The 13119-nt window shown below is 68.5% G+C and carries 12 protein-coding genes and 1 pseudogene; 8 read left to right on the top strand and 5 right to left on the bottom strand.

Annotation, left to right across the window (positions count from 1 at the left end):
• Positions 1 to 133 precede the first annotated feature (133 nt).
• From ABQF13_RS04150 to eccD, 6 genes are all read left to right on the top strand, one after another.
• Complete coding sequence (locus ABQF13_RS04150; protein WP_448391476.1) at positions 134 to 427, top strand: PE family protein; 294 nt, start codon at positions 134 to 136, stop codon at positions 425 to 427.
• Positions 428 to 462: 35 nt separating this feature from the next.
• Positions 463 to 1752 (top strand): PPE family protein, encoded by a 1290-nt coding sequence (locus tag ABQF13_RS04145; RefSeq protein ID WP_448391475.1) that lies wholly within the window; start codon positions 463 to 465, stop codon positions 1750 to 1752.
• Between the two features lie 95 nt (positions 1753 to 1847).
• Positions 1848 to 2150 (top strand): WXG100 family type VII secretion target, encoded by a 303-nt coding sequence (locus ABQF13_RS04140; protein WP_448391474.1) that lies wholly within the window; start codon positions 1848 to 1850, stop codon positions 2148 to 2150.
• Between the two features lie 33 nt (positions 2151 to 2183).
• Complete coding sequence (locus tag ABQF13_RS04135) at positions 2184 to 2471, top strand: WXG100 family type VII secretion target (RefSeq protein WP_069404752.1); 288 nt, start codon at positions 2184 to 2186, stop codon at positions 2469 to 2471.
• Between the two features lie 90 nt (positions 2472 to 2561).
• Positions 2562 to 3950 (top strand): MinD/ParA family ATP-binding protein, encoded by a 1389-nt coding sequence (locus ABQF13_RS04130; protein WP_448391473.1) that lies wholly within the window; start codon positions 2562 to 2564, stop codon positions 3948 to 3950.
• Positions 3947 to 5476, top strand: coding sequence for a type VII secretion integral membrane protein EccD (gene eccD / locus ABQF13_RS04125; RefSeq protein ID WP_448391472.1), 1530 nt, complete (start codon positions 3947 to 3949; stop codon positions 5474 to 5476). The genes ABQF13_RS04130 and eccD overlap by 4 nt, the downstream gene beginning before the upstream one ends.
• Before the next feature lie 6 nt (positions 5477 to 5482).
• On the opposite strand, the pseudogene ABQF13_RS04120 reads toward eccD, so the two are convergent.
• A pseudogene (locus ABQF13_RS04120) lies at positions 5483 to 6888 on the bottom strand (acyl-CoA dehydrogenase family protein).
• Positions 6889 to 6995: 107 nt separating this feature from the next.
• Positions 6996 to 7295, bottom strand: a complete 300-nt coding sequence (locus ABQF13_RS04115) for a hypothetical protein (protein ID WP_448391471.1) — start codon at positions 7293 to 7295, stop codon at positions 6996 to 6998.
• 552 nt (positions 7296 to 7847) lie between these two features.
• On the opposite strand from ABQF13_RS04115, the gene ABQF13_RS04110 reads away from it, so the two are divergent.
• Positions 7848 to 8156: a hypothetical protein gene (locus ABQF13_RS04110; RefSeq protein ID WP_448391470.1), complete on the top strand. Its 309-nt coding sequence runs from the start codon at positions 7848 to 7850 to the stop codon at positions 8154 to 8156.
• Between the two features lie 20 nt (positions 8157 to 8176).
• Here the strand turns inward: ABQF13_RS04110 and ABQF13_RS04105 are convergent, their stop codons facing one another.
• Entirely contained in the window at positions 8177 to 9565 is a 1389-nt protein-coding gene (locus tag ABQF13_RS04105; protein WP_448391469.1) for an HNH endonuclease signature motif containing protein, read from the bottom strand.
• Positions 9562 to 9864: a DUF222 domain-containing protein gene (locus tag ABQF13_RS04100; protein ID WP_448391468.1), complete on the bottom strand. Its 303-nt coding sequence runs from the start codon at positions 9862 to 9864 to the stop codon at positions 9562 to 9564. The genes ABQF13_RS04105 and ABQF13_RS04100 overlap by 4 nt, the downstream gene beginning before the upstream one ends.
• An 88-nt stretch (positions 9865 to 9952) precedes the next feature.
• On the opposite strand from ABQF13_RS04100, the gene ABQF13_RS04095 reads away from it, so the two are divergent.
• Positions 9953 to 10921 carry a pirin family protein gene (locus ABQF13_RS04095; RefSeq protein WP_448391467.1) on the top strand — a complete coding sequence of 323 codons (969 nt, stop codon included), beginning with the start codon at positions 9953 to 9955 and terminating at the stop codon, positions 10919 to 10921.
• A gap of 11 nt (positions 10922 to 10932) precedes the next feature.
• Here the strand turns inward: ABQF13_RS04095 and ABQF13_RS04090 are convergent, their stop codons facing one another.
• Positions 10933 to 13086, bottom strand: a complete 2154-nt coding sequence (locus ABQF13_RS04090) for an FUSC family protein (RefSeq protein ID WP_448391466.1) — start codon at positions 13084 to 13086, stop codon at positions 10933 to 10935.
• Positions 13087 to 13119: the final 33 nt, after the last annotated feature.

Below are 13119 nucleotides of genomic sequence, written 5' to 3'. Positions count from 1 at the left end.
GCCTCCAGCAAAGCTTTCAATGGGGGGCTGGCAAAGGGGTCGGGGACAGATTCCCGGATGCAGTGGCCACCGTGGGTAGCGGTCGCACAAGTCAATATTCTGCGCATTTCATCCAGGTGAGGAGACATCGTAAATGCAACCAATGACGCACAATCCGGGTGCTGTCGGAATCGGCGCGCAGGTCGTCGCGAACGGGGCGCGCGGTCTGGCCGCCGGTACGACGGCAGCGGCCGAGGTCACCGCGCTGGTGCCGGCGGGCGCCGACGAGGTGTCGGCGCAGGCGGCGCTGGCTTTTGCCGCCGAAGGCGTCGAAACCCTCGCATTGAATACATTTGCGCAGCAAGAGATGGCGCGTGCGGGTGCGGCGTACATGGAGATCGCCGGTATCTACACCGCGGTCGACGGCGCCAACGCGGCCAACTTCTGACGGCTTCACCCCACTCGGCGAGGATGCACTAGGCGATGTTCTGGCATGCAATGCCGCCAGAGCTCAACACTGGACGGCTGATGGCCGGCGCCGGTCCGGCGCCGATGCTGCAGGCCGCCGCGGGGTGGGAGGTGTTGGCGGCCTTCCTGGAGACGCAGGCCGACGAACTGGCCTCGAGCCTGGCCGCGTTGTCGTCCACGTGGAGCGGATCGGCGAGTGAACGCGCCGTCGCTGCAACCATGCCGATGGTCGTCTGGCTAAGAACTGTCTCAGCTCAGGCGCAGAAGCGCGCACTGCAGGCCGTGGCACAGGCCAACTCGTACAGCCTCGCGATGGCGACTACGCCACCGCTGGCGGAGATCGAGCAAAACCACATTACCCACGCGGTGCTGGAAGCCACCAACTTCCTTGGCGTGAACACGGTTCCGATCGGGCTGAACGAGTTCGACTACTTCGTGCGGATGTGGAACCAGGCCGCCGGCGCGATGGACGTGTACCAGGCTGAAACGGCGATGAACATCATGTTCGAGCCGATCATGCCGATGAAACCCATCGTCATTCCGGGAATGGCTGAAGGCGCCGTCGGGGCAGCGCTCGGCCAGGCCGCGGCGATGGCGCCCGGGGCCGCGTTGCGCAACGCCGCGATCGCCCATGTCGGCGCGCAGGCCAGCGTCGAATCGGCGGGCCTGCAGACAGGGCGCGCGGTGGCGCAAGCCAACCAGGCTGCGGTGCATGCCGAGGGACAGGCGCAGCGCACCCAGAACGCCCACAACCTCGGACCGCAGGACACGCTGCAGCAGGGCATGCAGATGGGCATGCAGATGGGTGCTCAACTGGGCTCGACATTGGCCCAGATGCCGCAGCAGGCAAGCCAAATGGTCATGCAGCCCATGCAACAGTTGACCCAACCGCTGCAACAGGTGACCTCGATGTTCAGCCAGCTCGGCAGCCTGGGCGGCAGCGACACGGCGCAGCTGGGGTTGATCGGCGCCAGCCCGCTGTCCAACCATCCGCTGGCGGGTGGATCCGGTGCGAGCGTCGGGGCCGGTCTGGTGCGCGCCGCGTCGCTGCCCGGCGCCGGCGGCACGGCGGCACGAACTCCCTTGATGGCCAACCTGATCGGCGAAACCAAGCCGGTTGCGGTGGCGCCCGGCGCGGCGGCCGGAACGAGCGGGACGGGTGTGGCGCCGGTCGGCGCCGGCGGCGGGATGGGGCCGATGGGCGCCATGGGCCAACGCGGTACCAGCGGGGGCTCGAAGCAGGGGTTGACCGCACCGTCGGTGCTACCGCAAGACCTCGGTGAAGAGGAAGACGACGACTGGTAGTCGTCACCAGAAACTTCCCGGCCACCCGGCCGGAAAGACTCGCCATTTCCCCAGATATGTGGTGAGGACACAGGAAAAAAGAAAGAGAATCCAGCATGGCACAGATGAATACGGATGCCGCTGTCCTCGCCAAGGAGGCAGCGAACTTCGAACGTATCTCCGGTGAACTCAAGGCCGTCATCTCGCACGTCGAATCCACGGCAGGCGCGTTGGCCAGCCAGATGGTCGGCCAGGCAGGCACCGCGGCGCAGGCCGCACTGGTGCGCTACAACGAGGCGGCTGCCCGCCAGATCCAAGAGCTGAACGACATTTCAGCCAACATTCACACCTCGGGCACGCAGTATACGGTCACCGACGAAGACCAGGCCGGCATCGTCGCGGGCGCGATGGGCATCTGACCACTATCACCTAAAAGAACGGAAAATACAGACATGACCGAACAGGTATGGAACTTCGCCGGCATCGAAGGCGGAGCAAGCGAGATTCAGGGCGCCGTCGGACAGACCGCCGGCCTGCTCGACGAGGGCAAGGGCTCGCTCGCCGCGCTGGCCGCGGTGTGGGGCGGTTCGGGCTCGGAGGCCTACCAGGCCGTGCAGATGCGTTGGGACAGCACATCTGCCGAGCTCAACACGGCACTGCAGAACTTAGCGCAGACGATCAGCGAGGCCGGCGCGACGATGGCCCAAACCGAAGCCGGCGTTACCGGGATGTTCGCCTAACACGACGGTGCACGCGGGTGGGGGAGCGCGTCACGCAGACGGGCTCGCCCACTCCGCGCCTCGGCGTTTTTCCAACGATGAGAGGTACCCATGTCGGCCGACTATGACCGGCTCTTCCACTCCCCGGGCGATGCTGTGAAGACAGCCGACGAGGTAGCGGATCGCGACGCCGCCGCCACAGACGCGGCGGGCCCGATGCCCACCAGCGGCCCGGGCCGCAGTGAAGTGACGCCGCCCGCGCCGCCCATCACCCACCACGTGGCGCAGATCGGGTCCGCGCCGCCGGTGCGCGAGACCGAGGTCACCGCCCAGATGCCGCCGGCCAGGCCGACGCCCCCGCAGGCGCACGCCAACGGGATGATGCGCACGTCCCAGGCCGAGGTGCCCGCTGGTGCTCGTTACGAACAGCCGGGGCAGGCACCTGCGCCGCCGCCGCGGCCCGCTCCGGCGCCCGCGCCGAGCCAGCAATTCGCCGATGCGCCTTCGGAATCCAACGCCCCGCGGCGCTCGGCCCATCAAGCACCGACGTCCGCGGCCAGCATCGGCAATCACCGCGCGATCGATGCGCTGTCACACGTCGGCGTGAAGTCGGCCGTCAAGATGCCGTCGCAGCGCGGCTGGCGGCACCTGCTGTATGTGTTGACACGCATCAACCTGGGGCTCTCACCCGATGAGCTCTACGAGATGGAGTTGCACAGCCGGATCCGCCGCAACGCCCGCGACTCCTATCAGATCGGCGTCTTCGGGCTCAAGGGCGGCGTCGGTAAGACGGCCGTGACCGTGGCGCTCGGTTCTGCGCTGAGCAGGGTGCGCGGGGACCGAATCCTGGCCATCGACGCCGATCCGGACGCCGGCAACTTGGCCGACCGCGCCGGCCGCCAGTCGGCTGCGACCATCGCCGATCTGCTCTCCGACAAGGAGCTGGCGCGCTACAACGACATTCGTGCCTACACGAGCATGAACAGCGCCAACCTCGAGGTGCTCTCGTCGGAGGACTACAGCGGCGCGCGCCGCGAGTTCAACGACGAGGATTGGAAGGGCGTGACCAACATCGTGTCGCGCTACTACAACCTCGTGCTGGCCGACTGCGGTGCGGGGCTGTTCCAGCCCGCCGCCCGTGGCGTGCTGTCGACGGTGTCGGGTCTGATCATCGTCGCGAGCGCGTCGATCGACGGGGCGCGCCAAGCCGCGGTGACGATGGACTGGTTGCGGCAGAACGGATATCAGGATCTGCTGGGCCGCTCCTGCGTGGTGGTCAACCACGTGGTGCCGGGTAAACCGAACATCGACGTCGAGGACCTGGTGGAGCAGTTCGAACGCCATGTCCCGCCGGGCCGCGTTGTTGTGTTGCCGTGGGATAAGCACATCGCCGCGGGCACCGAGATCCAACTCGAGTTGCTTTCCAAGACGTTCCAGCGCCGCGTCATCGAGTTGGCTGCGGCACTGTCCGACGACTTCGACAGGATCGAGCGGCGTTGACCTCCACCGCCGCCGCAACAACGCCATCGGCTGTCACGCCGGGCCGGCCGTCGACCACACGGGTGACGATCCTGACCGGGCGGCGGATGACCGATCTGGTGTTGCCGGCGACGGCGCCGATCGAGAGCTACATCGACGAGACGGTTTCGGTGTTGGCCGAACTGCTCGAGGACACCCCCAAAGATGTGCTGGCGGGGTTCGACTTCTCCGCACAGGGGGTGTGGGCGTTCGCCCGGCCGGGTGCGCCGCCGCTGAAGTTCAGTGAGTCCCTCGACGACGCGGGCGTGGTCGACGGCTCGCTGCTGACGCTGGTCTCGGTCAGCCGCACCGAACGGTATCGGCCGCTGGTCGAGGATGTCATCGACGCGATCGCGGTGCTGGACGAATCACCGGAGTTCGACCGCGCGGCGCTGAACCGCTTTGTCGGGCTGGCGATTCCATTGGCGACGCTGGCGGTGACGGTGATGACGCTGGTGACCTGGGCGCAGACCGGACATGGCTGGTGGTGGGCGGTGGCGCTGGCGGCGCTCGGGCTGGGCCTGCTCGGCGGCAGCGCGGTCGCCACGAACCGGTACGGGAACCTCGAGGCGGCGGAAAGCCTGCTGGCGGCGTCGCTGCCCGCACTGGCCGGTGCGGCGGCGTTAGCGGTGCCGTTGCCGCGCGGGTTCGACTCACTGGGTGCACCGCAGGCGGCCGGCGCGGCCGCGGTCGTGCTGTTGGTGACGCTTGCCTCTCGCGGCGGCCCACGCCGAAGAGCCGAGCTGGCAGCGTTTTTGGCGGTCACCTCCATCGCGGCGACCGCGGCGGCCATCGCGTTCGGCTACGGGTGGCAGTACTGGGTGGCCGCCGGCGCCATCGCCTTCGGTCTGATCATCGTGACAAACGCCGCGAAGCTGACCGTCGCGGTGGCGCGGATCGCCTTGCCGCCGATCCCGGCGCCCGGTGAAACGGTGACCAACGACGAACTGCTCGACCCGGTGGCGACATCGGAGTTGACCGGCGACGAGTCACCGACCTGGCAGGCCATCATCGCGTCGGTTCCGGACTCCGCGGCGCGGCTGCACGAGCGCAGCGAGTTGGCCAAACGCCTGCTGATCGGTTTCGTCGCGGCGGGTGCGCTGATTCTGTCGGTGGGCGCGATCGGCGTTGTGGTGCAAGGCCATTTCTTCGCCCACAGCATGATCGTCGCCGGTCTGGTCACGGCGATCTGTGCGTTCCGGTCGCGGCTGTACGCGGAGCGGTGGTGCGCGTGGGCGTTGTTGGCGGCGACCGTTGTGGTCCCGACCGGCGTGATGGTTCGGCTGTGCCTGTGGTACCCGGAGCGGGCGTGGCTGGTGCTGAGCCTCTACACCGCCGCGGGGATCGTGGCGTTGATCGTCATCGGCGCGACCGCCGGGGTGCGCCGGGTCTCACCGGTGACCAAGCGGATTCTCGAACTGCTGGACGGTGCCTCGATCGCGGCCGTCATCCCGCTGCTGCTGTGGATCGCCAGCGTGTACGACGTGCTACGCAACCTGCGGTTCTGACGTCGCTCACTTGCGCGGCGGGCGCAGCACTTTCATCGCCATCCGCATGACCGGCGCTGGGAGCCGGTCCTTGGCCGAGAGCGCGGCGTCGGCGGCGCGCCCCCGCAGCGGGGTGCCCCGGCCGAAGACGCGGTTGAACGGTCCGCCGGTGGGTTCGAGGTCGAAGTGCAGCGGCGGTTTACCGTCGGCGGCGCCGAGCGCGTTGGCGATCACGATCCGCTGAATCTCGCTGGTGCCCTCGAAGATGGTGTACAGCTTGGCATCCCGATACCACTTCTCGACCGGGTGATCCTTGATGTAGCCCCAGCCGCCCATCGTCTGGATGGCGCGTTCGGTGGCGCGCACGGCGACCTCGCTGGCGGCCATCTTGCACATCGAGCCCTCACCGCGCTCGAACGGCACCCCGCTGGCGGCCATCCAGGACGCGCGCCAGGTGAGCAGCCGGGCCCCGTCGATCGCGGTCGCCAACTCGGCGAGCGGGAACGCGATGCCCTGGTTGTCGATGATCGGCGCGCCGAACGCCTCCCGGCGGTTGGCGTACTCGGTGGCGTATTCCAAAGCCGCCCTGGCGATCCCGAGCGCCTGCGCGGCGACCATCGGGCGGGTCTGCTCGAAGGTGCCCAGCGTCGCCGATCCGGAGTGTTTGGCACCGTGCGCCGACTTCTGGCTGGCCTCACGCGCCTTGGCCAGCTTGTGGTCGAGCTTCTCCTGCCCGCCGAGCAGGTGATCGGCCGGGATCCGGACGCCGTCGAACTTGAGTTCGGCGGTGTGTGAGGCCCGGCAGCCGAGCTTGTCGAGTTTGCGCACCAACTCCAGGCCCGGGGTTCCGCCGGGAACGATGAACAGCGCCTGGCCCTTGTGGCCGAGTTCCTGGTCGACGACGGCGTTGACCACGTGCACGTTGGCGATGCCGCCGTTGCCGATCCACATCTTGTGCCCGTCGATGATCCAGTCAGCGTCTCTTCCTGGGGCGGCACGGCGGGCCGTGGTACGCAGGTTGCGCACGTCGCTGCGCCTTCGGGCTCGGAGATCGCCAACGCCGCCAGCTTGAGATCACCTGGGGTGCCGAAACATTCGGGTGCCCACTGCAGCATCTGCTCGGGCGAGGCGGCCTGGCCGATGGCCGAGAGCGCCAGCGCGGGCATCACGACGGCCAGCCCGATTCCGGCGCACCCCCAGAACAGCTCCTCCATGAACATCGGCAGCGACAGGCCGGTGGGATCGCCGATGAGGTCGCGGTAGAACAGCGGGCTGTAGAAGCCGCGCGTAGCCGCTTCCTCCAGCACCGGCCAGGGGAACTCCTGGCGCGCGTCGTACTCGGCGGCCACCGGGCGCACGACGTCGACGGCGAACTCGTGCGTCCGTCGCGCGAGGTCGTGCTGCGCCCCGGTCGGGGTGAGGTCGAAGCCCATCGAGCACCCGATTAGCCGTTCGGCGCCGCTGTGAAACCCCGTCGGCGCAACGACGAGGCCCCCGGATGCGGGGGGGGGGCGCATCCGGGGGCCTGCTGTGAGGGGGTTTACTTCACGTCGACGTACACGGTCTTGTTGACCACTCGGGTGTTGAGGTCATGGCCCACACCCTTGCTGTTGGTTTCGGTGTAGGTCTGGCCCGACCGCACCGACACCACATCGGCCTGGTCGAGCGGCGCGTTGCCGATCCGGTTGACGATCACGTTGTAGCCCTCCGACTCGAGCTGGCTGATCGTCTCCTCGGCGTTTCCCGGTCCGGACGGCGCGGCCGAAACCGGGGCGGCAAACCCGACGACGGCGGCGGCCAGTGCGCTGGCGGCGATGGTGACAATGCTGAACTTCTTCATCAATCCCAGCCTTCTTCTCTTCTCGTTCTGACGAATCCGAGCCGTGGCAGGTGTCGCGGTTCGTGCTGCAGCTACACAGTTCAAACCGGACCGTCAAGGGTTTAATCCCACTGGCAGAAATTGAATGTCAGCTGGCAGCAATTGTGCTGCGGCGCAGCCGATGCCCACGTAGTGCGCACCGGATTGGACCGGCCTCAGCGCTGCACGGTCGCGTCGTGACCGCCGTGATCGCGGCGCAGCGTCGTCTTGGGGACTTTCCCGGTGGCGTTGCGGGGCAGTTCCGCCGCGAACTCCACGCGGGTGGGCACCTGAAGTGGGCCAGCCGCTCGCGGGCGTAGCCGATCAGCTCGGCTGCGGGTACCGGCGCTTCGTCGTTGCGGGCGCCGGTCCCCGGAAAGAAACGCCCGCCGGCTGATCCAGCTGCCGATGCCGCCGGCCGCGTTCGCCGCAGTATCCAGTGCCCAGCCCTTCGCCGACGTTCGCGTGCCTCGATGATCGTCGACGGACCCACAAGGGTCCAGTGCCCACCGGAATCGAACGTATGATCGAATAATGGGTGAGTTGCAGTCGATCGGCTACAACGGACAGCCGGTCCAACAGGCCTTTCGTCGGGTCGACCCGCCCGTTGCCGTGCTCGTCGACCTGGCCGCCGTCTTCCCGCGCGAGCCACACCACAGCGGCGGCTACAACCCCGCGGGGCTGCAGATGCACTCGATCGTGGAGGGCAAGCTAACCTGCTGGGGCTTGTGCGAGCAGGGCTACTGGTGGGGCCTGGTCACCTACGAAATCGCCTACGGCGCACGCCGAAACCGCGTCACACACTGGATTCCGGCGTGGACGCTGAAGCGCAAGGACGACTAGAGCCTTGGCCCCCGCGCTGGCTACGGGCCTTCGTCGTCTTCGGGTAAAAGGTACTTCTCGGGGTGGTGGTAGTTGTTGACTCGGGCCTGGCCGGTATCGAGGTCGGGTGGCGGCAGCCACTCGGTGCGTCCGTCGGCGCGCGGACGGGTGGTCCAACCGCCGTCGCTGTCGATCAGCCGGTTGTGCGGCGGGCAGGCGAAGGTGAGCTCGTTGATGTTGGTCTGTCCGCCGTCGATCCAGTCGGCGGCGGCATGGTGGACTTCGCACCAGTAACCCGGCGCGGTGCATCCCGGCTTGGTGCAACCGCGGTCACGCGAGTGCAGCACGATGCGCTGTCCCGGGGTGGCGAAGCGCTTGGCCCGCCCGACATACAGCGGCAGCTCACCGTGGCCGTCATAGACCACCAGATAGTGGTGTGCTTGGGAGGCCAGCCGGATCACGTCGCTCATCGGCAGCACCGTGCCTCCGCCGGTGACCGCCATGCCGGACGCCGATTCCAACTCCTTGAGCGTGGTCGACACGATGATCGAGGCCGGCAACCCTTTGTGCTGACCCAGTTGCCCGGAGGCCAGCACCGCGCGGCCCATCGCCTTGAGCGCATCGTGGTTGCGCTGACCTTGGCTGCGCATATCGCTGTGGCGCTGCTCGGGCGTGGGTTCACCATCCACGCAGGGATTTTCGTCATCCGGGTTGCACATGCCCGGAGCGGCCTGTTTGGCGAGCACCGCTTCCAATGTCGCGCGGGCTTCGGGATCCAGCCATCCGGTGATCCTGCTCATCCCATCGCGACCCTGGGTTCCGACGTGCAGACTGCGCCGCCGGGCGCGCTCCTTGTCGTTGGGCATCGGACCGTCCTGGTCCAGCAGCATCGCCAGCCGGTCGGCGGCCTTGCGCAGTTCCTCCGGACGTAGCCCGGCCGCGATGCGCGCGAGATCGACTTCGGCCGACTCGCGGGACTGATAGTCCACGTGCGCGGGTAGCTCCTGGAAGAACGTCTCGATGATGCGCACCTGCTCCGCGCCAAGCGCACCTTCGGCCTGGGCGGCCGCGGTGGCGGGCAGCAGCGGCGCCAACCGTTCCCCGGTCATCGCGGTGCGCGGACCGAGCGCCTGCGCCGAGTCGATTCGGCGCTTGGCCTCGTCTCTCGAAATCAGCAACGCCGTACACATCGCCTCGGCCAGCGACGACGCCCCCAACGCCTTCGGGTCCTCGAGCGCCAACCGTGAGATCAGCACATGGTCGACGGCCGCGTCGCGGCGACGCACTCGCTCCAGCCGGTTCTGCACGGCCACCAACTCGCGGCCCGTCAACCCCTCAAGCGACAAGCCGGCCAGTTTCTGATGGGCGGCCTCCACCTCGCCGACGGCCGCGAAGACCGCCTCAGAGGAGGTGACGCCGCACATCGTCATGGCTGAGTGACCGCCTCCCGGATGCGCCGCTGCGCCTCACCGGGGGAGATGCGCAGCCGCCTGGCCAGGTCCTTCGCCGAACACGCCCCGACGGGGCGAGCCGCGCCGCCTTCGGCGACCAGCCGGCCGATGAGCTTGCGGTTCAGCGTGGCGCGCTGCTGCTCCAGCCTGTCGAGCCCGGCCACCAGTGCATACAGATCGGTGCGCGACAGCCGGTCCAGGGGCAGCGCCGCCAACTCCTTGTAGGCGCTTTCGATCGACGTCAGCACGTCGACCGCGGACACTGTATTCGAACGCATGTGCGAAAGTCTACCGCCCTCGGCCGACAACCGGCGGAAGTTATCCACAGGTCCGGAATATTTGGACCGCAGTCCGGTTAGTCCGAGTATGCCTGCCATCACCGCTGATACCCTGACCCTTCCCCGGGTCGCGGCGCCGTCGCCGTCAGACACCGAACGCCCCGTCCGCTCGATCACCACGGGCCCGCGCGGCTACGAGGGTGAGGGTTTTCCGGTCGTGCGGGCGTTCGCCGGGGTGGGCGCCGCCGACCTCGACCCGTTCGTGCACATGGACCAGATGGGTGAAGTCGACTACGAACCCGGCGCGCCCCGGGGCACCGACTGGCATCCGCACCGCGGCTTCGAAACCGTCACGTACATGATCGACGGCCGCTTCGCGCACCAGGACTCACATGACGGTGGCGGGTTGATCACCGACGGCGCCACCCAGTGGATGACGGCAGGCTCCGGCATCCTGCACATCGAGACCCCGCCCGCCGAACTCGTCGAGAGCGGCGGGTTGTTCCACGGCATCCAGCTATGGGTTAACCTGCCGCGCCGCAACAAGTTCGCTGCGCCCCGATACCAGGCCATCGAAGGCGCCGACGTCAAGCTGTTGTCCTCGGCCGACGGCGGTGCGCTGGTGCGTGTCATCGCCGGCGACGTCGACGGCCAGCACGGCCCCGGCATCACGCACACGCCGATCACCCTGGCGCACAACACGATCCAACCCGGTGCACGGCTGAACCTCCCGTGGCGACGCGAGTTCAACGCCCTGGTCTACGTGCTGTCCGGCCGCGGCACCGTCGGCGCGGCGCAACATCCGATCCGGCAGGGCCAACTGGCGGTGCTCGGCGCGGGCGACCGGATCAGCGTCGCGGCCGACACCGGCCAGGACGCCCACCGTCCCGCGCTCGAGGTCCTGCTGCTCGGTGGCCAGCCCATCCGCGAACCGGTGGTCCACTACGGCCCGTTCGTGATGAACACCAAGGCCGAGCTGATCCAGGCCCTCGAGGACTACCAGGCCGGCAAGTTCGGCACCGTGCCGCCCAATGCGCTGATGCCGCACCGCATCTGAGCCCAAGCGCGTCAAGAACGGCTGGGATACAACAACTCCAGACCGCCCAGGTGGGCCGCGACCGTGACCAGCGGCAGCGCGGCGGCAACGGCGAGATCAGTGTCGGCCTGCAGCGCCCGGACCTGGGGGGCCTCTGCGCGCAGCGTCAACACGAAGTCGTCGCTGATCGGCGGTGGTGACTGCCGGCTGCTGCCGATGATCCGGTCGCTCACCGCCTTGGCGTGGGCTTCCAGCACCGCCTTGGTTTGGTCGTATACCCCAAGCGGCGGCGGGACGACGTCGGTGATCAGCTCCGCGGCGGCGCGCAGCCGGACCGCCCGGTTGGCCGCGCGCACCGTCGGAGCCCGCACGTCGGTCACGCCGCCGTTCTCCGAAAGGAATTGGCGCACCGCATCATCGACGGTGCGTGTGGCGACGAGCGCATTGTGGCTGAGCGTGAGCACACGGTTTGTGGCCTCTTCGGAGGCACCACGTGTGACGCGCTGAACGGCTGCCTTGAGGAACGCTGCACCGAGGGTGAACGCCCGGTCGATCGTGGCGTTCACCCGCGCCGCGGCTCCGCGAGGCCACAGCAGCAGGGACACCATGACCCCCACCAGCGCGCCGACCACCACGTCCTCGACGCGGGCCAACCCGACGCTCCAGCCCGTCGGCGCTATCAGGTTGAACGTGATCAGCACCATCATGGTGAACGCCGCCTGTCCGGCGATGAACGATGCGATCTCGGGCACGAACGCCGAACCGAACGCCACGATCGGCAGCAGCGTCCACATGACAATCGGATCGACGCCGACGAGCTCGATGACGATGACACCCAGGATGAACCCGATGCCGGTGCCGGTGACGGCCCGCACGACGCGGGTGCCGGTGGTCAGCGCGCTGCTGCGCAGCACCGACATCGCGCCGAGCACCACCCAGAAGCCGTGCTCGAGCGGCAGCACGTGCGTCACGGCGACCGCAAGCGCGAGACCGAGGCCGGTGCGCACGCTGTTGCGGAACACCACCGCCCTGGTGGCCAGAAAACCCCGGGTGATCTGCGCGACGGCGGTGGTCTCGGGCATCACCCAGTCGGCCGTGCCGGTCGGTGGCAGACCGCGGCCGAGCACCCGGTCCCAGACCGGGCGGCCGTCGGCGGCCGCCGCGTTGCGGATGACGCGTCCGGTCACCCCGACGGTCGCCGAAAAGGTGCGCCGCCCCAACAGGTTTCGACCAACCGTCACCGCGGCGGTGTCGTCAGGACTGTCGAGGATCGCGACGATGTCCTCGCGGTAGTTGCCCTGCGCGGCGGACCGCAGCTCGCTCAGCGCGATGTTGAGATCGGTGCCCAAGGCGCTTCGCGTCACCCGGTCGGGCGTCTGCAGGACGGCGGCGCCGTCGCGCAGCACCCGCACCAGTGGCGGTTTCATCACGCCGAGTTGGTGCCCGGTGTGTTCGGTGAGCCGGTCCGACAGATAGCCGAGGTCGTCCACCACGCGCACCAGCGCGCGGCTGCCCGCGCTGAGGGCGACGGGGCGGAAGTCGGCGTTGAGGAACGTCTCCCACAGCGCGTTCATCGCGCGGGTCACCTCTTTGACCGTCGCGCCGCCCTCCAGCGCATCGGCGAGCTTGGTGCAGACCGCGGCCGCGTTGTCGCGCAACTCGTCGTGATGGCGTGGTGGCAGTAGGAACAACGCGGCAGGCACGCACACCGCCAACGCGATGAGCCAGCCGAGCAGCCGCTCGGGGATGGGGCCCACGGGGGTGCATACGGGCAGCACGAAGGTGAGCAGGGTGGCGCGCTGACCCGCGGCGACGATCTCGCTGAGCACTCCGAAGAACGTCACCGCCACGCCGAGCAGGAACATCACCACGACCGCCAGCCACGGATGCGGCGCGACCAGCGTCCCCAGCGTGATGAGGACGACGCCGTTGACGCCGAGGCCGCCGTAGGCCAGCGCTCGGGCCGGCCGGTTGCCGGGGAAGTCGACCACGATCAGCAGTGCCACCGAGCCGAAGATGGTGAACAGCGGCGTCTGCGAGTCGCCGGCGACCAGGAAGCTGACCGCCGCGGCGACCGGCAGCATCACCGCTGCCCGCGTCGCGCGGCGCAACGCGTCGTGCTCGGGGTCGCGTTGGCGGATCCGGTCGACCACGCGGCGCCACAGCCGCACCGGGCCACGTAGCAATGATCTTGATGGGGTCGACCGGGGCCGAGTGCT

Source organism: Mycolicibacterium sp. XJ879 (assembly GCF_053483935.1).
This window is presented reverse-complemented; position numbering and strand designations above follow the sequence as displayed.